At 68.5% G+C, this 19,007-nt stretch carries 11 protein-coding genes; 2 read left to right on the top strand and 9 right to left on the bottom strand.

The genetic code is table 11. The features are described 5' to 3' along the window. Positions 1–65 precede the first annotated feature (65 nt). From alaS to NFC98_RS02515, 4 genes are all read right to left on the bottom strand, one after another. Positions 66–2,678, bottom strand: a complete 2,613-nt coding sequence (gene alaS, locus NFC98_RS02530; protein ID WP_254276607.1) for an alanine--tRNA ligase — start codon at positions 2,676–2,678, stop codon at positions 66–68. Between the two features lie 110 nt (positions 2,679–2,788). Beyond that, a complete protein-coding gene (locus NFC98_RS02525; RefSeq protein WP_254276606.1) occupies positions 2,789–3,292 on the bottom strand; it encodes a regulatory protein RecX in 504 nt (167 codons plus the stop codon). Between the two features lie 3 nt (positions 3,293–3,295). Continuing rightward, positions 3,296–4,357, bottom strand: coding sequence for a recombinase RecA (gene recA / locus NFC98_RS02520; protein WP_183330776.1), 1,062 nt, complete (start codon positions 4,355–4,357; stop codon positions 3,296–3,298). 118 nt (positions 4,358–4,475) lie between these two features. Next, a complete protein-coding gene (locus NFC98_RS02515; protein WP_254276605.1) occupies positions 4,476–4,988 on the bottom strand; it encodes a CinA family protein in 513 nt (170 codons plus the stop codon). A gap of 106 nt (positions 4,989–5,094) precedes the next feature. Between NFC98_RS02515 and mutS the strand changes: the two genes are divergently transcribed. Continuing rightward, entirely contained in the window at positions 5,095–7,668 is a 2,574-nt protein-coding gene (gene mutS, locus NFC98_RS02510; RefSeq protein ID WP_254276604.1) for a DNA mismatch repair protein MutS, read from the top strand. A 155-nt stretch (positions 7,669–7,823) separates the two neighbouring features. Continuing rightward, positions 7,824–8,147 carry a ferredoxin FdxA gene (gene fdxA / locus NFC98_RS02505; RefSeq protein WP_102627034.1) on the top strand — a complete coding sequence of 108 codons (324 nt, stop codon included), beginning with the start codon at positions 7,824–7,826 and terminating at the stop codon, positions 8,145–8,147. Between the two features lie 495 nt (positions 8,148–8,642). Here fdxA and eno read toward each other — a convergent pair whose 3' ends face one another. The 5 genes from eno to gltB all read right to left on the bottom strand — a co-directional run bounded on the left by eno (position 8,643) and on the right by gltB (position 18,863). Further along, on the bottom strand, positions 8,643–9,935 hold the full coding sequence (eno, locus tag NFC98_RS02500) for a phosphopyruvate hydratase (RefSeq protein WP_254276603.1): 1,293 nt from the start codon (positions 9,933–9,935) through the stop codon (positions 8,643–8,645). Between the two features lie 36 nt (positions 9,936–9,971). After that, entirely contained in the window at positions 9,972–10,838 is an 867-nt protein-coding gene (gene kdsA, locus NFC98_RS02495) for a 3-deoxy-8-phosphooctulonate synthase (RefSeq protein ID WP_254276602.1), read from the bottom strand. A gap of 5 nt (positions 10,839–10,843) precedes the next feature. After that, on the bottom strand, positions 10,844–12,499 hold the full coding sequence (locus NFC98_RS02490; RefSeq protein ID WP_254276601.1) for a CTP synthase: 1,656 nt from the start codon (positions 12,497–12,499) through the stop codon (positions 10,844–10,846). 336 nt (positions 12,500–12,835) lie between these two features. Beyond that, complete coding sequence (locus NFC98_RS02485; protein ID WP_254276600.1) at positions 12,836–14,254, bottom strand: FAD-dependent oxidoreductase; 1,419 nt, start codon at positions 14,252–14,254, stop codon at positions 12,836–12,838. 157 nt (positions 14,255–14,411) lie between these two features. Next, a complete protein-coding gene (gltB, locus tag NFC98_RS02480) occupies positions 14,412–18,863 on the bottom strand; it encodes a glutamate synthase large subunit (RefSeq protein ID WP_254276599.1) in 4,452 nt (1,483 codons plus the stop codon). Between the last annotated feature and the right edge of the window lie 144 nt (positions 18,864–19,007).

Genomic DNA, 19,007 nt, shown 5'->3' with positions numbered 1-19,007 from the left:
TGAGTGAAAGGTGACTCTCTACGAACAGGGCCGGCGCCCTGCGGCGACCGGCCCTGCAACATCTCTTACGCGAGGCGCTCCTCGACCCAGCCGGGAACGCTCTCCAGGGCCCCCGGCAGGGCCGCCACGTCGCTCCCCCCGGCCTGGGCCATGTCGGCACGGCCGCCGCCCTTGCCGCCGACCTGGGAGGCCACGTGGTTGACGAGCTCGCCGGCCTTGACCCGGCCGGTGAGATCGTCGGTGACGCCGGCGATCAGGCTGACCTTGCCGGCCTCGGCGTCCGCCACGCCGAGCACCACGATGCCGGAGCCCAGCTTGTTCTTGAGCTGGTCCAGGACGTTGCGCAGCTCCTTGCCGGAGACGCCCTCCAGGCGGGTGGCCAGCACCTTGACCCCGGCGACCTCGCGGGCCTGGCTCAGCATGTCGCTGCCGGCGGCGCTGGCCAGCTTGGCCTTGAGCCGCTCGAGCTCCTTCTCCAGGCCGCGGTTGCGCTCCACCAGCGACTCGACGCGCTCCTCGACCTGCTCGGGCTTGGCCTTGAGGCGCTCGCCGATGCGGGTGAGCCGGGCCTCCTGCTCGCGGAACCAGGCCAGCGCCCCCTCGCCGGTGATCGCCTCGACGCGACGCACGCCGGAGGCGATGCCCTGCTCGCTGACGATATGGAAGCAGCCGATGTCGCCGCTGCGAGCCACGTGGGTGCCGCCGCACAGCTCGATGGAGAAGTCGTCGGCGCCGATGGTCAGCACCCGCACGCTGTCGGCGTACTTGGCCTCGAAGAGCGCCGCCGCCCCCTTGGCCTTGGCCCGGTCCAGGCTCATCTGCTCGATCTTCGTGGCCGCATTGGCCAGGATCTGCTCGTTGACCAGGCGCTCCACCTCGGCGAGCTGCCCCGGGGTCATGGGCTCGAAGTGGCTGAAGTCGAAACGCAGGCGCTCCGGGGTCACCAGCGAGCCCTTCTGGGCCACGTGGTCGCCCAGCACCATGCGCAGCGCCTTGTGCATCAGGTGGGTGGCGGAGTGATTGCGGATGGTGGCACCGCGCAGCTCGGCATTGACCTCGGGGCGCACCTCGTCGCCCACGGCAAGCGTGCCCTCGAGCAGCACGCCGTGGTGCAGGTGGTGGCCAGACTGCTTCTGGGTGTCGGTGACCAGGAAGCGGCCGCCGCCCGACAGGTGCAGGTAGCCGGTGTCGCCCACCTGACCGCCGGACTCCCCGTAGAAGGGGGTGCGGTCGAGCACCACGATCCCGCGCTGCTCGGGCGCCAGCCCCTCCAGGGCGTGGCCGTCGCGGTCGACAAGGGCCGTCACGCTGGCGCGATCCTCGAGTCGGTCGTAGCCGGTGAAGGTGGTCTCGCCCTCGAGCTCCAGCGCCGCGCCGTAGTCGGCGCCGAACTGGCTGGCCGCCCGGGCACGCTCGCGCTGGGCCTCCAGGGCGCGCTCGAAGCCGATCTCGTCGAGGGTCACGCCGCGTTCGCGGCAGACGTCGGCGGTCAGGTCATAGGGGAAGCCGTATGTGTCGTAGAGCTTGAACACCGTCTCGCCGGGCAGCACCTCGCCATCCAGGCCGGCCAGGGCCTCCTCGAGCAGGCCCATGCCGTGCTCCAGGGTGCGGGCGAACTGCTCCTCCTCCTTGAGCAGCACCCGCTCGATCTGCTGGCGCGCCTCGCGCAGCTCGGGATAGGCATCGCCCATCTCGGCGTCCAGGGCCCCCACCAGCCTGTGGAAGAAGTTGCCCTGGGCGCCCAGCTTGTGGCCGTGGCGGATGGCGCGGCGGATGATCCGGCGCAGCACGTAACCGCGCCCCTCGTTGGAGGGCAGCACGCCATCGGCGACCAGGAAGGCGCAGGAGCGGATATGGTCGGCGATGACCCGCAGCGACGGGTTGCGGGTATCGGCGTGGCCGGTATGGCGCGCCGCGGCCTCGAGCAGGTTCTGGAACAGGTCGATCTCGTAGTTCGAGTGCACGCCCTGCATCACCGCGGCGATGCGCTCCAGGCCCATGCCGGTATCGATGGAGGGCTTGGGCAGCGGATGCAGGGTGCCGGCGGCATCGCGATCGAACTGCATGAACACCAGGTTCCAGATCTCGATGTAGCGGTCGCCGTCCTCCTCGGGGCTGCCCGGAGGACCGCCCCACACCTCGGGGCCGTGGTCATAGAAGATCTCGGAGCTCGGGCCGCAGGGGCCGGTGTCGCCCATCTGCCAGAAGTTGTCCTCGTCGAGCTTCGAGAAGCGCGCCGGGTCGATGCCCATCTCCTCCTTCCAGATCGCCTCGGCCTCGTCGTCGCTGACGTGGACCGTGACCCACAGCTTCTCCCTGGGCAGGCCCAGGGTCTCGGTGAGGAAAGTCCAGGCGAAGTGGATGGCGTCGCGCTTGAAGTAGTCGCCGAAGCTGAAGTTGCCCAGCATCTCGAAGAAGGTGTGGTGGCGGGCGGTGTAGCCGACGTTGTCCAGGTCGTTGTGCTTGCCGCCGGCGCGCACGCAGCGCTGGGACGAGGCCGCCCGCACGTAGGGGCGCGGGTCACGGCCCAGGAAGACGTCCTTGAACGGCACCATGCCGGCGTTGGTGAACAGCAGGGTCGGGTCGTTGCCCGGTACCAGGGAGCTGGAGGGCACGACGGTGTGGCCGTGCTCCTCGAAGTAACTCAGAAAGGCCTGTCTGATGTCTGCGCTTTTCATGGGGTATCCGTGGCGATGGGCGGGGTGGCCGTCGCAACGAGGCCACCCGGGGCGTCCGCAAAGGGACCCATTATAGCGCAGCTGTCAAGGGACTGAAGGGGCGCCCCTCATCAATCCTGGTCGGCAGGGCTTTCCCAGGCGTGATCCAGGGCGTGGCGCACCTGGTCGAAGTCGAAGCCGCGGCCGGCCAGGAAGCGCTCGCGGCGGGCGCGCTCGCGGGGGGAGTCGCCGGGGCCGGAGAAGCGCCGGGCGAGGGTCTCGCAGGCCAGGGCGTGCCAGTCGGCCTCGCCCGCCGCCTCAGGCTCCGCGGCGGCCTCGTCGAGGGCGGCGCGGATGAGCTCGCGGTCGATGCCGCGCCGCTCGAGCTCGGCACGGATCTTCAGCGGGCCCTGGCCGCGCAGGATGCGCGAGCGCAGGAAGCTCTCGGCGAAGCGGACGTCGGACTGCAGGCCCTGTTCGGCCAGGGCATCCAGGCACTCGGCGATGGCCGCCGCCTCGTGCCCCCTTGCCGCGAGCCGGGCGGCCAGCTCGGCGCGGGAGTACTCGCGCCGGGCCAGCAGGCGAATGGCGTCATCCCGCGGCGTGGCATCGTGGTTGGCGACCCTGTCGAACATGGCTTACAGCAGATCGTCCTCGCGGTCGCTCCCGGCGGGGACCGCTTCCTCGGCCTCCTCCTTCGGGGCCGGGGCGGCGAGCAGCTGGGCGCGGATCTGGCTCTCGATCTCTTCCATGATGGCCGGGTTGTCCTCGAGGAACTGGGCGGCGTTGGCCTTGCCCTGTCCGATCTTGTTGCCCTGGTAGCTGTACCAGGCGCCCGCCTTGTCGACCAGGTTGCACTGCACGCCCAGGTCGATCACCTCGCCGGCGTGGTAGATGCCCTTGCCGTAGAGGATCTGGAACTCGGCCTGGCGGAACGGCGGGGCCACCTTGTTCTTGACCACCTTGACGCGGGTCTCGTTGCCGGTGACCTCGTCGCCCTGCTTGACCGAGCCGGTGCGGCGGATGTCCAGGCGCACGCTGGAGTAGAACTTCAAGGCGTTGCCGCCGGTGGTGGTCTCCGGGCTGCCGAACATCACGCCGATCTTCATGCGGATCTGGTTGATGAACACCACCAGGCAGTTGGCGTTCTTGATGTGGCCGGTGATCTTGCGCAGCGCCTGGGACATCAGGCGCGCCTGCAGGCCGACGTGGGAATCGCCCATCTCGCCCTCGATCTCGGCCCGGGGCGTCAGCGCCGCCACCGAGTCGATGATGATCACGTCGACGCCGCCGGAGCGCACCAGCATGTCGCAGATCTCCAGGGCCTGCTCGCCGGTGTCCGGCTGGGAGACCAGCAGGTCGTCGAGGTTGACGCCGAGCTTCTCGGCGTAGCTGGGATCCAGGGCATGCTCGGCGTCGATGAAGGCGCAGGTCTTGCCCTGCTTCTGGGCCTGGGCGATCACCGACAGGGTCAGCGTCGTCTTGCCCGAGGACTCCGGGCCGAAGATCTCGACCACCCGGCCGAAGGGCAGGCCGCCGATGCCCAGCGCGATGTCGAGCCCCAGCGAGCCGGTGGAGACCGAGGGCATGACCACCCGCGGCGCATCGCCGAGGCGCATCACGGTGCCCTTGCCGAACTGGCGCTCGATCTGGGAAAGCGCGGCGCTCAGCGCCTTGGAGCGGTTGTCGTCCTGAGCCATCACGGGCCTCCTGATCAGGTCGTTGGGGTGTCTATGTACTGTATGACTGCACAGTAGTATGGCGAAAAAAAACGCGCTCGCCTAGGGAGAAGAGAGGAAAGTCGCCGGGGCACCCGGGTCAGTGCGCCTCGAGCCGGCGCAGCAGCCCCACCAGGGCCTCGCGCACCGCCTGCTCGCGCACGGCGCGGCGGTCCCCCGGATAGCGGTGGCGCTCCGCCTGCTGGCCCTCGGAGTCGCCCCAGGCGAGCCACACGGTGCCGACCGGCTTCTCGGCACTGCCGCCGCCCGGGCCGGCCACGCCGCTGATTGCCACGCCGAGCCCGGCGCCGCTGTCGCGGCAGGCGCCGGCCACCATGGCCTCGACGACCTCGCGACTCACCGCGCCATGGGCCTCGAGCAGCGCCTCGGGCACGCCCAGCAGGCGGCGCTTGGCGGCGTCGGAGTAGGTGACATAGCCGGTCTCGAAGTAGTCGGAGCTGCCGGCCACCGCGGTGATGGCGCTGGCTACCCCGCCGCCGGTGCAGGATTCGGCGCAGGTGATCGTCACGCCCTGCTCGCGGCAGCGGCGTCCCAGGCGCTCGGCCAGGGTGGCCAGGTCGAGGTTGGCAAGGCTGGCGGGGGAATGGGGCATGGGGAAAACCTCCTGAGTCATCTGCAATCGCTCCTGACGGAGCCGCTGCCTGGACGCTAGAATACTGGCTTTTGCCAGCGAGTGCAGAGCCCCAACAGGATCCCCGATGTCACAGGCCGCCAGTCCCCAACACACGCCGATGATGGCCCAGTACCTGACGATCAAGCGCGAGCACCCCGAGGTGCTGCTCTTCTATCGCATGGGCGACTTCTACGAGCTGTTCTTCGACGATGCCAGGCGCGCCGCGGCGCTGCTCGACATCACCCTGACCCAGCGCGGCCAGTCCGCCGGCAAGCCGATCCCCATGGCCGGCGTGCCCTATCACAGCGCCGAGGGGTACCTGGCGCGCCTGGTGGCCGCCGGCGAGTCGGTGGCGATCTGCGAGCAGATCGGCGACCCGGCCACCAGCAAGGGGCCGGTGGAGCGGCGCGTGGTGCGCATCGTCACCCCGGGCACCCTCTACGACGAGGCGCTGCTCGATGCCCGGCGCGACAACCTGCTGGTGGCGATCCACCCGACCGCGGAGCGCTGGGGACTGGCCTGGCTGGAGCTCTCCAGCGGTCGCTTCAGCGTGCTCGAGGTCGAGGGCGAGAGCGAGATGCTCGCCGAGCTCCAGCGCCTCGACCCCGCCGAGCTGCTGGTCCCCGAGAGCCTGGCCCTGCCGGCCGCCCTGGAGGGCCGGCGCGGACTGCGCCGCCAGAGCGACTGGCTGTTCGATCTGGAAACCGCCACGCGCCTGCTCTGCGACCAGTTCGAGGTCCAGGACCTGCGCGGCTTCGGCTGCGCCCACCTCACCGTCGCCATCACCGCCGCCGGGGTGCTGGTCGAGTACGCCCGGGATACCCAGCGCTCGCGGCTACCCCATGTCACCGCCATCGGCGTGGAGAGCCGCGACGACGCCGTGGTGATCGACGCCGCCAGCCGCCGCAACCTGGAGATCGACGTCAACCTCGGCGGCACGGGGGACAACACCCTGGCCAGCGTCCTCGACACCACCGCGACGGCCATGGGATCGCGGCTGCTCAAGCGCTGGCTCAACCGGCCGCTGCGCGACCGCGCGCAGGTCGGGGCCCGCCAGGCCGCCGTGGCCCTGCTGCTGGAGGACGAGGGCTTCGTGGCACTGCGCGACGCGCTCAAGGCAATCGGCGACGTTGAGCGCATCCTGGCCCGGGTGGCCCTCTACAGCGCCCGTCCGCGGGACCTGGCCCGGCTGCGCGATGCCTTCAATGCCCTGCCCGAGCTCGAGGCCGCGATCGCCCCCTACCCCGAAGGGACGACGCTGGACGAGCTGCGCCGCCATGTCCGCCCCTATCCGGCACTCGCGGATACCCTGACCCGCGCCCTGGTGGAGAACCCGCCGGTGGTGATCCGCGACGGCGGCGTGATCGCCGAGGGCTTCGACGCCGAGCTCGACGAGCACCGCGGACTCGCCGAGCACGCCGGCGACTACCTGGTGAAGCTGGAGGCCCGTGAGCGCGAGCGCACCGGCCTGCCCGGCCTGAAGGTGGGCTACAACCGGGTCCACGGCTACTACATCGAGATCCCCCGCGCCCAGGCACGGGACGCCCCGGTGGACTACGTTCGCCGCCAGACCCTGAAGAACGCCGAACGCTTCATCATTCCCGAACTCAAGGAGTTCGAGGACAAGGCACTGTCCGCCAGGTCGCGAGCCCTCGCCCGGGAGAAGCTGCTCTACGACGGGCTGCTCGACACCCTGAATGCCGAGCTTCCGGCGCTGCAGGCCACCGGCCGCGGGCTGGCGGCGCTGGACGTGCTGTGCGCCTTCGCCGAGCGCGCCCAGGCCCTGGACTTCGTGCGTCCGCGGCTGGCCGAGGCGCCGGGCATCGCCATCCGCGGCGGCCGCCATCCGGTGGTGGAGCGGGTCTCCGATGCTCCCTTCGTGCCCAACGACCTGGTCATGGGCGATGAGCGCCGCATGCTGGTGATCACCGGCCCCAACATGGGCGGCAAGTCCACCTACATGCGCCAGGCGGCACTGATCACCCTGCTCGCCCACACCGGCTGCTTCGTGCCGGCGGACGAGGCCGAGATCGGGCCGGTGGACCGCATCTTCACCCGCATCGGCTCCTCGGACGACCTGGCCGGCGGGCGCTCCACCTTCATGGTGGAGATGACCGAGACCGCCAACATCCTGCACAACGCCACCGACCACAGCCTGGTGCTGATGGACGAGATCGGCCGCGGCACCAGCACCTTCGACGGCCTCTCGCTGGCCTGGGCCAGCGCCGAGCACCTGACCCGTAGCCGTGCCTTCACGCTGTTCGCCACCCACTACTTCGAGATGACCGCCCTGGCCGAGCAGGCCGAGGGGGTGGCCAACGTGCACCTGACGGCCGCCGAGCACCGCGACGGCATCGTCTTCATGCACCGGGTGGAAGAAGGCCCGGCCAGCCAGAGCTATGGCCTGCAGGTAGCGCAGCTGGCCGGCGTGCCCCAGGGGGTGATCGCCCGGGCCCGGGAGAAGCTCGCCCAGCTGGAGCAGCAGGAGATCGACCAGGGCAGCCGACCGGCATCTGGCGCCGCCCCGGCGCCGCAGCAGAGCGACCTCTTCGCCAGCGCCCCCCACCCGCTGGTGGAGGAGCTCGGCGGCCTGGCCCTGGACGACCTGACGCCGCGCGAGGCCCTGGCGCTGCTCTACCGCTGGCGGGACTCCTTATAGCGAGGCGCGCCGCCCCTTCTCTTGCGAGGCCATGGGGCCACGACTAGAATGGTCAGATTCACCGCCGCCTTAGCATAAGAAACTCGGCTTTTATAACCGTTTCATCAACTATCCACAGTGGCCGAGCGACGCCGGCCCGAGGAAGGGAGAGTGGCATGACGTTCGTCGTCACCGAGAACTGCATCAAGTGCAAGTACACCGACTGTGTCGAGGTCTGCCCGGTGGACTGCTTCTACGAGGGCCCCAACTTCCTGGTCATCCACCCCGACGAGTGCATCGACTGCGCCCTCTGCGAGCCAGAGTGCCCCGCCGAGGCGATCTTCTCGGAGGACGAGCTGCCCGAGGGCCAGGAGCCCTTCATCGAGATCAACGCGGAGCTCGCCGAGGTGTGGCCCAATATCAGCGAGAAGAAGGATCCGCTGCCCGACGCCGAGGAGTGGGATGGCAAGCCGGGCAAGCTGGAACAGCTCGAGCGCTGAAGCGACTTCACCCACGGGCAAACGACAGCGCCGAATGTCTCTCGACATTCGGCGCTGTCGTTTGCCCGTGCGAAGAAGGAGAACACCGGGTCAAAAAAGGCGGCCCGCAGGCCGCCCGCTCCCAGCCATTCCTTGAGCGGATCCTTCCGCCCGACTCCCGTGATGTCTTCCCTGCCCGGAAGCGGCCTCCTGCCGCACCGGACGCATCACTTCAAGCATCCCGTTGCATCCTGCCGGAGGTCCATCGCTGCACCTCCTTGTCCCGAGTCCATTGTGGCAGAGCTGCATTGCAACACAAGCGCGGCACGCGGCGAGTCGCCGGCAGCCGCCCCTTCAGGTCGTCGGGAAGAAATGAAATAAAAAACATTAAAAACAATAATATAAAAAAAGACCGACGCCATAAGCATCGGTCTTCTCGGCTGACACGAGCCAATATCGTCGGCCAGATGTCAGCAATTTCCTACAAGGGTTCCCGCGAAAGACAACAGTGTTCGCTTACTGACCCTTGATGGCCGAGAGCCCCGGATAGGCTACGCGGTCACCCAGCTCCTGCTCGATCACCAGCAGGCGGTTGTACTTCGCGACCCGGTCGGAGCGGCAGAGCGAGCCGGTCTTGATCTGGCCGGCACAGGTGCCCACCGCGAGGTCGGCAATGGTCGTGTCCTCGGTCTCGCCGCTGCGGTGGGAGATCACCGCGGTGAAGCCGGCATCCTGGGCCATGCGGATGGCATCCAGGGTCTCGGAGAGCGAACCGATCTGGTTGAACTTGATCAGGATCGAGTTGCCGATCTGCTCGTCGATGCCGCGCTTGAGGATCCGGGTATTGGTGACGAAGAGGTCGTCGCCGACCAGCTGCACGCGGTCGCCAAGCTTGTCGGTCAGCGCCTTCCAGCCGTCCCAGTCGGACTCGTCCATGCCGTCCTCGATGGAGACAATGGGATAGTCGTCGCACAGGCCGGCCAGGTAGTCGGCGAAGCCGGCGGCGTCATACTGCTTGCCCTCGCCGGCGAGGTCGTACTGGCCATCCTTGAAGAACTCCGAGGAGGCGCAGTCCAGGGCCAGGGTCACGTCGCTGCCCAGCTGGTAGCCGGCATCCGACACGGCCTGCTTGATCACCGCCAGCGCCTCGGCGTTGGACTCGAGGTTGGGCGCGAAGCCCCCCTCGTCGCCCACCGAGGTGGAAAGGCCGCGGGCGGAGAGCACCTTCTTCAGGGCGTGGAAGATCTCCGCCCCCATGCGCAGGCCCTCGCGGAAGTTCGGCGCGCCCACCGGCTGGACCATGAACTCCTGGATGTCGACGTTGTTGTCGGCATGCTCGCCACCGTTGAGGATGTTCATCATCGGCACCGGCATGCGGTACTGGCCCGGCTGGCCATAGAGCTCGGCGATATGGGCGTAGAGCGGCATGCCCTTGGCATTGGCCGCGGCCTTGGCGGCGGCCAGGGACACCGCCAGGATGGCATTGGCGCCGAGCTTGGCCTTGTTGTCGGTGCCGTCGAGCGCCAGCATGGCGTCGTCGAGGCCCCGCTGGTCGCGGGCATCCATGCCGACCAGGCGCTCGCGAATGGCGCCGTTGACGGCCCCGACGGCCTTCAGCACGCCCTTGCCGAGATAGCGGCTCTTGTCGCCATCGCGCAGCTCCAGGGCCTCGCGGGAGCCGGTGGAGGCTCCGCTGGGCGCGCAGGCCACACCCACCGCACCACTCTCCAGACGCACCTCGGCCTGCACGGTCGGGTTGCCGCGGGAGTCGAGCACCTCGAGGGCGCGAATGTCGACGATCTTGGTCATGCGAGTTTCCTTTTGTCGTGTCAGCGTGAAGAGTCGTTATTGGATCTCGAGCGGCGCGAAGCCCTTGACCAGCTGGTCGATGGCCTGGAGCTGCGCCAGGAAGGGCTCGAGCCGGTCAAGCGGCAGCGCGCAGGGGCCATCGCACAGGGCGGCATCCGGGTCCGGGTGGGCCTCCAGGAAGAGGCCCGCCAGCCCCACGGCCACGCCGGCACGGGCCAGCTCGGCCACCTGGGCGCGCCGCCCGTCGGCGCTGTCGGAGCGACCGCCCGGGCGCTGCAGCGAGTGGGTGACGTCGAAGAACAGCGGATAGCCGGTCTGCTTCATCTCGCCGAAGCCGAGCATGTCCACCACCAGGTTGTTGTAGCCGAAGCTTGCGCCCCGCTCGCAGAGGATCAGGCGGTCGTTGCCGGCCTCCTCACACTTGCGGATGATGTGGCGCATCTCGTGGGGGGCCAGGAACTGCGGCTTCTTGATGTTGATCACCGCGCCGGTCCGGGCCATGGCCACCACCAGGTCGGTCTGGCGCGCCAGGAAGGCCGGCAGCTGGATCACATCGGCCACCTCGGCCACCGGGGCGGCCTGCCAGGGCTCGTGGACGTCGGTGATGATCGGCACGTTGAGGCGCGACTTCACCTCGGCCAGGATCTCGAGCCCCTTCTCCAGCCCCGGGCCGCGGAACGAGTGGATGGAGCTGCGATTGGCCTTGTCGAAGCTCGCCTTGAAGACATAGGGCATGCCGAGGCGGCCGGTCACCTCGACGTAGGCCTCGGCGACCTCGAGGGCCATCTCGCGGGACTCCAGCACGTTCATGCCGCCGAACAGCACCAGGGGCAGCGAGTTGCCGATGGTGAGGTCGGCCACCTCGATATGGCGCTCGGGCACGGTCGGGGTCGTGGCTGACATGGGCCTCACTCCTGGTGGGAGGACTGCGCGCGGGTGCGCGCCGCCTTGTGCTCCAGCGCCGCGTTGACGAAGCCGGTGAACAGCGGGTGGCCATCACGGGGCGTGGAGGTGAACTCCGGGTGGAACTGGCAGGCCACGTACCAGGGGTGGTCGGGCAGCTCGACCATCTCCACCAGGGAGTTGTCGACGCTCTTGCCGGAGACCACCAGGCCGGCCTGCTCGAGCTGCTCGACGAACTGGTCGTTGACCTCGTAGCGGTGGCGGTGGCGCTCGACGATCTCGTCGCTGCCGTAGGCCTCGCGGGCCTTGCTGCCGGTCTTCAGCTGGCAGACCTGGCCGCCCAGGCGCATGGTGCCGCCCAGGTCCGAGGCCGCATCGCGCAGCTCGATCTTGCCCTCGGGGGTGATCCACTCGGTGATCAGGCCCACCACCGGGTGCTGGGTGTCGTGGGTGAACTCGGTGGAGTTGGCGTCCTCCCATCCGGCCACGTGGCGGGCGAACTCGATCACCGCGACCTGCATGCCGAGGCAGATGCCCAGGTAGGGGATGCCGTTCTCGCGGGCGAAGCGCGCGGTGGCGATCTTGCCCTCCACGCCGCGCTCGCCGAAACCGCCGGGGACCAGGATGGCATCCTTGCCGGCCAGCCGCTCGGTGCCGTGGCGCTCGATGTCCTCGGAGTCGATGTAATCGACGTTGACCTTGACCCGGGTCTGGATGCCGGCGTGGATCAGCGCCTCGTTGAGGGACTTGTAGGCGTCGAGCAGTTCCATGTACTTGCCGACCATGGCGATGTTGATCGACTTGAGCGGGTTGAGCTTGGCATCGAGCACCTTGACCCACTCCGAGAGGTCGGCCTCATCGGCCTCCAGGCGCAGCTTGTCGCAGACGATCTCGTCCAGGCCGTGCTCGTGGAGCATCAGCGGGATACGATAGATGGTGTCGGCATCCTGCAGCGGGATGACCGCGCGCTCTTCCACGTTGGTGAACAGGGCGATCTTGCGACGCTCGGTCTCCTCGAGCTCGACCTCGCTACGGCAGATCAGGATGTCCGGCTGGATGCCGATGGAGCGCAGCTCCTTGACGCTGTGCTGGGTCGGCTTGGTCTTGGTCTCGCCGGCGGTCTTGATATAGGGCACCAGCGTCAGGTGCATGAAGATCGCCCGGTTGGCCCCGAGCTCGCTCCTGATCTGGCGGATCGACTCCAGGAAGGGCAGCGACTCGATGTCGCCCACGGTGCCGCCGATCTCCACCAGGGCCACGTCGAAGCCCTCGCCACCGGCATAGACCCGGCGCTTGATCTCGTCGGTGATGTGCGGGATCACCTGCACGGTGCCGCCCAGGTAGTCGCCGCGGCGCTCCTTGCGCAGCACGTGCTCGTAGACCCGGCCGGTGGTGAAGTTGTTGCCCTGGGTCATCTTGGTGCGGATGAAACGCTCGTAGTGGCCCAGGTCGAGGTCGGTCTCGGCGCCATCTTCGGTGACGAACACCTCGCCATGCTGGAAGGGGCTCATGGTGCCCGGGTCCACGTTGATGTACGGGTCGAGCTTGAGCATGGTGACCTTGAGGCCGCGCGCCTCGAGAATCGCCGCCAGCGAGGCCGACGCGATGCCCTTGCCGAGGGAGGACACAACGCCGCCGGTCACGAAGATATATCGTGTCATGGAGAACCTGTCGAAACGTGATCATGAGGCTCGGCAGGAAGCCGCGCCAGGATGGGACGACAGACTAGCAGAATACGACCAATGGCTCAATTTCAGCGCCAAGCGCCAAGCGCCAAGCGCCAAGCGCCAAGGAGCATGAACTCTCCACTGCAGGTACCCGGCAGGCGCTACCGACGAGACGAGCGGCGCCGGGGACAGGTCGAAGAGGGGGTCCGAGGACCAGGGACGGCCGAGGTAGCGCCCAGGGAGGGGTTCACAGCGCCCCCTCGCAGGCCTGTCGCCGGGTAAGCCGCGGGATGAAACCACCCAGTGCGGCAGTTTCACCCTGCCAGCGATTCACACCCCCAGGTAATCCAGGATTCCCTCGGCGGCCTGGCGACCCTCGTAGATGGCGGTGACCACCAGGTCGGAGCCGCGCACCATGTCGCCACCGGCGAAGATCTTCTCGTGGGTGGTCTGGAAGGGGAAGTCGCCCTGCTCCGGCGCCTTGACGCGGTCGCGCTCGTCGAGCTCGATACCGGCATCGGCAAACCAGGGGGCCGGGCTCGGCTGGAAGCCGAAGGCCACCACCACGGCATCGGCCGGAATCACCTCCTCGGAGCCCGGCACCACCTCGGGGCGGCGGCGGCCGTTCTCGTCGGGCTCACCCAGGCGAGTGCGCACCACCTTCACCCCCTCGACCTTGCCCTCGCCCACCACGGCCACCGGCTGGCGGTTGAACAGGAACTCCACGCCCTCCTCGCGGGCGTTGGCCACCTCGCGGCGCGAGCCCGGCATGTTCTCCTCGTCGCGGCGGTAGGCGCAGGTCACGCTGGTAGCCCCCTGGCGGATCGCGGTGCGGTTGCAGTCCATGGCGGTGTCACCGCCGCCCAGCACCACCACGCGCTGCCCCTTGAAGGAGATGTAGTCGCCGGGATCCTTCTCGAAGCCCAGGCAGTGGTTGACGTTGGCGATCAGGTAGTCGAGGGCCTTGTGCACCCCGGGGAGGTTCTCGCCGGGGAAGCCGCCCTCCATGTACTTGTAGGTGCCCATGCCCATGAAGACCGCATCGTACTCCTCGAGCAGGCGCTCGAAGTCGATGTCGCGACCGATCTCCACGTTGAGGCGGAACTCCACGCCCATCTCCTCGAAGACCGCGCGACGGCGCTCCATGACGGTCTTCTCGAGCTTGAACTCGGGGATGCCGAAAGTCAGCAGGCCGCCGATCTCCGGATTGCGATCGAACACCACCGGCTTCACGCCGTTGCGCACCAGGATGTCCGCGCAGCCCAGGCCCGCCGGGCCGGCCCCGATGACGGCAACCTTCCTGTCGGTCCAGGTGACCCGGGACATGTCCGGGCGCCAGCCCATGGCGAAGGCGGTATCGGTGATGTACTTCTCCACCGAGCCGATGGTGACGGCCCCGAAGCCGTCGTTCAGGGTACAGTCGCCCTCGCAGAGGCGGTCCTGGGGACAGACCCGCCCGCACACCTCGGGCAGCGAGTTGGTGCGGTGGGAGAGTTCGGCGGCCTCGAGGATGTTGCCCTCGCTGACCAGCTGCAGCCAGTTGGGAATGTAGTTGTGGACCGGGCACTTCCACTCGCAGTAGGGGTTGCCGCAGTGCAGGCAGCGGTGCGCCTGGCTGGCCGCCTCCTGGGGCTTGTAGGGCTCGTAGATCTCGGCGAACTGCCGCGCGCGGGTGCGGGCATCCTTCTTCTGCGGGTCCTGGCGACCCACGTCGATGAACTGGAAGTCGTTGCTCAGACGGTTGGCCATGGTGTCTCTCCTGGAATCCTGTTGGCGGCCCCGGTGCGGACCGGGAACCCGCCGGGGCGATGCTCACCTGTTGTCGAGGGCGTCAGTCCGGCTGCCGCCGGGGCTCACTCATTCCGGCTGACGCCGCCTCTGTCTCTATTCCGGCTGACGCCGCCTCTTATTCCGGTTGACGCCGGGATTGGGCCAACAGGCTGTTCAGGCTTGCCGCCTTGGGCTTCACCAGCCAGAAGTGGCGAATGAAGTCGCTGAAGTCCTCGAGAATCGCGTGGCCACGCGGGGAGTCGGTCTCGGCGACGAACTCCTCGATGACCTCGCGCAGGTGGCGCCGGTAGGCCTCCATGGATTCGGTGTTCACCCGGTGGATCTCCACCAGCTCGTGGTTGTACTTGTCGACGAAGGAGCGGTCCTCGTCGAGCACGTAGGCGAAGCCGCCGGTCATGCCCGCCCCGAAGTTCACCCCGGTCTCGCCGAGCACGCAGACCATGCCGCCGGTCATGTACTCGCAGCAGTGGTCGCCGGCGCCCTCGATCACCGCGTGGGCACCGGAGTTGCGCACCCCGAAGCGCTCGCCGGCGGTGCCCGCGGCAAAGAGCTTGCCGCCGGTGGCGCCATACAGGCAGGTGTTGCCGACGATAGCGGTCTCGTGGCTGGCGAAGCGGCTGGCCCTGGGCGGCGTGATCACCACCTTGCCGCCGTTCATGCCCTTGCCGACATAGTCGTTGGCGTCGCCCTCCAGGTAGAGGTGCAGGCCGCGGGCGTTCCACACGCCGAAGCTCTGGCCCGCCACGCCGGTAAACCGCGCCGTCACCGGGGCGTCCTCGAGCCCCGCCTCGCCGTAGCGCTTGGCGATGGCGCCGGAGGTCAGCGCGCCCACGCTGCGGTCGCAGTTGGTGATGGTAAAGGCGAACTCCCCGCCGGACTTCGCCTCGATGGCATCCGCCAGCGCCGCCAGCACCTCCTGGTTCTTGGCGCCCGGGTCGTGGGGCACGTTGCGACTCACCTGGCAGAACTGCGGCGCGTCCGCCGGCACGAAGTCGTTGGCCAGCAGCGGGGTGAGGTCGAGCTTGCGCTGGGAGGCGGTGACGCCCTCGAGTACCTCGAGCAGGTCGGTGCGGCCGATCAGGTCGGTGAGCTGGCGCACGCCCAGCATGCCCATCAGCTCGCGCACCTCCTCGGCGATGAAGCGGAAGTAGTGCTTGACCATGTCCACGGTGCCGCGGAAGTGCTCGCCGCGCAGGTAGTCGTCCTGGGTAGCGACCCCGGTGGCACAGTTGTTGAGGTGACAGATGCGCAGGTACTTGCAGCCCAGGGCGACCATCGGCGCGGTACCGAAGCCGAAACTCTCGGCGCCGAGGATTGCCGCCTTGACCACGTCGAGACCGGTCTTCAGGCCGCCGTCGGTCTGCAGGCGGATCTTGTCGCGCAGGCCGTTGATGCGCAGCGCCTGGTGCACCTCGGGCAGGCCCAGTTCCCAGGGGCTGCCGGCATGCTTGATGGAGGTGATGGGGCTCGCCGCGGTGCCGCCGTCATAGCCGGAGACGGTGATCAGGTCGGCATAGGCCTTGGCCACGCCGGTGGCGATGGTGCCGATGCCGGGCTCCGAGACCAGCTTCACCGAGACCTGGGCGTCCGGGTTGACCTGCTTGAGGTCGAAGATCAGCTGGGCCAGGTCCTCGATGGAGTAGATGTCGTGGTGCGGCGGCGGCGAGATCAGGGTCACGCCGGGCACCGAATAGCGCAGCCGGGCGATCAGCTCGTTGACCTTGCCGCCGGGCAGCTGGCCGCCCTCGCCGGGCTTGGCGCCCTGGGCGACCTTGATCTGCAGCACCTCGGCGTTGACCAGGTAGGCCGGGGTCACGCCGAAGCGCCCCGAGGCGATCTGCTTGATCTTGGATGAGCGGATGGTCCCGTAGCGGGCGGGATCCTCGCCGCCCTCGCCCGAGTTGGAGCGCCCACCGGCCTCGTTCATGGCCTGGGCCAGCGCCTCGTGGGCCTCCGGCGACAGCGCCCCCAGCGACATGCCGGCGCTGTCGAAGCGCGGGATCAGGTCCTCGACCGCCTCGACCTCCTCCATCGGCAGCGGCTCGGCGGCGGGCTTGAGCCTGAGCAGGTCGCGGATGGTGGCCGGCGGGCGCTCGTTGACCAGCGCCGCAAACTTCTTCCACTTGGCGTAGTCGCCCTCCTGCACGGCCTCCTGCAGCGCCATGACCACATCGGGGTTATAGGCGTGGTACTCGTGACCGTGCACGTACTTGACCAGCCCGCCCTGGCTGATGCCCTTGCGAGGCGTCCAGGCGTCGCGGGCCAGCCACTCCTGCTGCAGCTGCAGCTCGCTGAAGCCGGTGCCCTGGATGCGCGAGGCCATGCCGGTGAAGCAGAGTTCCATCACCTCGTCGGCCAGGCCCACCGCCTCGAACAGCTGGGAGCCACGGTAGGAGGCCAGGGTCGAGATCCCCATCTTGGAGAGGATCTTGAAGAGCCCCTTCTGCAGGCCCTTGCGGTAGTTCTCGCGGGCGTCGGCCGGGTTGCCGACCAGCTCGCCGGTGTGGTGCATGTCGGCCATCACCTGGTAGGCGAGCCACGGGAAGACCGCGGTGGCCCCCACGCCGAACAGCACCGCCATCTGGTGGGCGTCGCGAGCGTAGCCGGTCTCCACCACGATATTGGCCCGGGGGCGCAGCGCCAGCCTGCCCAGATGGTGGTGCACGGCGCCCACGGCCAGGGCGGCGTGGATCGGCAGCTCGCCCCGCTCGAGGTCGGCATCCGACAGCACCAGCACCACCTTGCCGGACGCCACGGCCTGCTCTGCCTGGTGGCAGAGCTCGCGGATCGCCGCCTGGAGCCCGAGGCTCTCCGGGTCGTAGGCCATGCGCAGGCGATGGGAAGCGAAGGCCGGATCCTCCTGCTCCACCAGGGCGGTGAACTTTCGCGGAGAAAGCACCGGCGTGGTGAGAATGATGCGGTGGGCGTGCTCCGGGGTCGCCTTGAAGACATTGCGCTCGGCGCCGATGCAGGTCTCCAGCGACATCACGATCGCCTCGCGCAGCGGATCGATGGCCGGGTTGGTGACCTGGGCGAACTTCTGGCGGAAATAGTCGGTCAGCAGGCGCTGCTTGCCGGAGAGCACCGCCATGGGGGTATCGTCACCCATGGAGCCCACGGCCTCCTGGCCGCTCTCGGCCAGCGGGCGCAGCAGCTGGTCGCGCTCCTCGAAGCTCACCTGGAACATCTTCTGGGCCACCGCCAGGTCGTCGGCATCCATGTTGTGGAAGCTGGCCAGCTCCGTAAGCGCCGACTCCAGGTAGTGGGCCTCCTGCTTCAGCCAGCGCTTGTAGGGGTAGGCGGACTTGAGCCGCTCGTCGATGTCCCCGGTGTGCAGCACCTCGCCGGTTTCGGTGTCGACGGCCAGCACCTGGCCCGGGCCGACGCGCCCCTTGGCCACCACGTCCTCGGGCTGGTAGCCGTAGGTGCCGATCTCCGAGGCCAGGGTGATGAAGCCGTTCTTGGTGATCACCCAGCGCGCCGGGCGCAGGCCGTTGCGGTCGAGCATGCAGAGCGCCTGGCGGCCGTCGGTCATCACCACGCCGGCGGGGCCATCCCAGGGCTCCATGTGCATGGAGTTGTATTCGTAGAAGGCGCGCAGGTCGCCATCCATCAGCTCCACGTTCTGCCAGGCCGGCGGCACCATCATGCGCACGGCGCGATGCAGCTCCATGCCCCCGGTGAGCAGCACCTCGAGCATGTTGTCCATGCTCGAGGAGTCGGAGCCCACGGTGTTGACGATCTCGTCGAGCTCGGCGATCTCGGGCAGGCGCTCGCAGACGAAGTTCTCCTTGCGCGAGTTGGCCCAGCCGCGGTTGGCCTCGATGGTATTGATCTCGCCGTTGTGGGCCAGCAGACGGAACGGCTGGGCCAGCGGCCAGCGCGGCGCGGTGTTGGTGGAGAAGCGCTGGTGGAAGACGCAGATGGCGGTCTCCAGGCGCTCGTCACCCAGGTCGCGGTAGAAGGCCGGCAGGTCCACCGGCATCACCAGCCCCTTGTAGGAGATCACCTTCTCGGAGAGCGAGCAGACGTAGAAGTCCTCCTCGTCGCGCAGGGCCTGCTCGGCCAGGCGACGGGCCATGAACAGGTCGACCTCGAAGGTCTCGACGCTGCCGTTCTTGCCCGGCTCGACGAAGAGGTGACGGATCCGTGGCAGGCACGCCAGCGCCATGGGCCCGCAGACACTCGGGTCCACCGGCACGTCGCGCCAGCCGCGGATCACCAGGCCGCGGGCGCGCAGCTCGCCCTCGAGGGTGTCGCAGGCCTTCTCGGCCCGGGCGTCGTCGTCGGGGAGGAACACCGCCCCCACCGCGAAGCGCTCGCCCAGCTCGACACCGAGGGTTTCCTGCGCGACCTGGCGCATAAAGGCCTCGGGCATCTTCAACAGCAGGCCGCAGCCGTCGCCGGTCTTGCCATCGGCGGCGATGCCGCCGCGGTGGGTCATGCAGGTGAGTGACTCGATCGCGGTCTTGAGCAGCTCGTGGCTGGCCCGCCCCTCCATGTGGGCAATCAGGCCGAAGCCGCAGTTGTCACGGAACTCGCCGGGCTGGTGGAGACCTCTGTTCATGGGCGTGCCTCGAAATGTGGGGTATTTTTTCTGCAGCCGATTCGTGTTATTTTAACCGGTTTTCTAATTTTTATGATTCACCCGACGGGGCGGCTCGGCTGCGCGACAAAAGGCCGCCCAGCATAGCCAGCCCCCCGGAATCAC

The organism is Halomonas sp. 3H, assembly GCF_024206005.1.
In the GTDB taxonomy this organism is placed as follows: Bacteria; Pseudomonadota; Gammaproteobacteria; order Pseudomonadales; family Halomonadaceae; genus Halomonas; species Halomonas campaniensis.
This window is presented reverse-complemented; position numbering and strand designations above follow the sequence as displayed.

What these genes read in the sequence shown, in the direction of transcription:
- alaS (WP_254276607.1), bottom strand. Translation starts at nt 2,678, where the DNA reads ATGAAAAGCGCAGACATCAGACAGGCCTTTCTGAGTTACTTCGAGGAG.
- NFC98_RS02525 (WP_254276606.1), bottom strand. Translation starts at nt 3,292, where the DNA reads ATGTTCGACAGGGTCGCCAACCACGATGCCACGCCGCGGGATGACGCC.
- recA (WP_183330776.1), bottom strand. Translation starts at nt 4,357, where the DNA reads ATGGCTCAGGACGACAACCGCTCCAAGGCGCTGAGCGCCGCGCTTTCC.
- NFC98_RS02515 (WP_254276605.1), bottom strand. Translation starts at nt 4,988, where the DNA reads ATGCCCCATTCCCCCGCCAGCCTTGCCAACCTCGACCTGGCCACCCTG.
- mutS (WP_254276604.1), top strand. Translation starts at nt 5,095, where the DNA reads ATGTCACAGGCCGCCAGTCCCCAACACACGCCGATGATGGCCCAGTAC.
- fdxA (WP_102627034.1), top strand. Translation starts at nt 7,824, where the DNA reads ATGACGTTCGTCGTCACCGAGAACTGCATCAAGTGCAAGTACACCGAC.
- eno (WP_254276603.1), bottom strand. Translation starts at nt 9,935, where the DNA reads ATGACCAAGATCGTCGACATTCGCGCCCTCGAGGTGCTCGACTCCCGC.
- kdsA (WP_254276602.1), bottom strand. Translation starts at nt 10,838, where the DNA reads ATGTCAGCCACGACCCCGACCGTGCCCGAGCGCCATATCGAGGTGGCC.
- NFC98_RS02490 (WP_254276601.1), bottom strand. Translation starts at nt 12,499, where the DNA reads ATGACACGATATATCTTCGTGACCGGCGGCGTTGTGTCCTCCCTCGGC.
- NFC98_RS02485 (WP_254276600.1), bottom strand. Translation starts at nt 14,254, where the DNA reads ATGGCCAACCGTCTGAGCAACGACTTCCAGTTCATCGACGTGGGTCGC.
- gltB (WP_254276599.1), bottom strand. Translation starts at nt 18,863, where the DNA reads ATGAACAGAGGTCTCCACCAGCCCGGCGAGTTCCGTGACAACTGCGGC.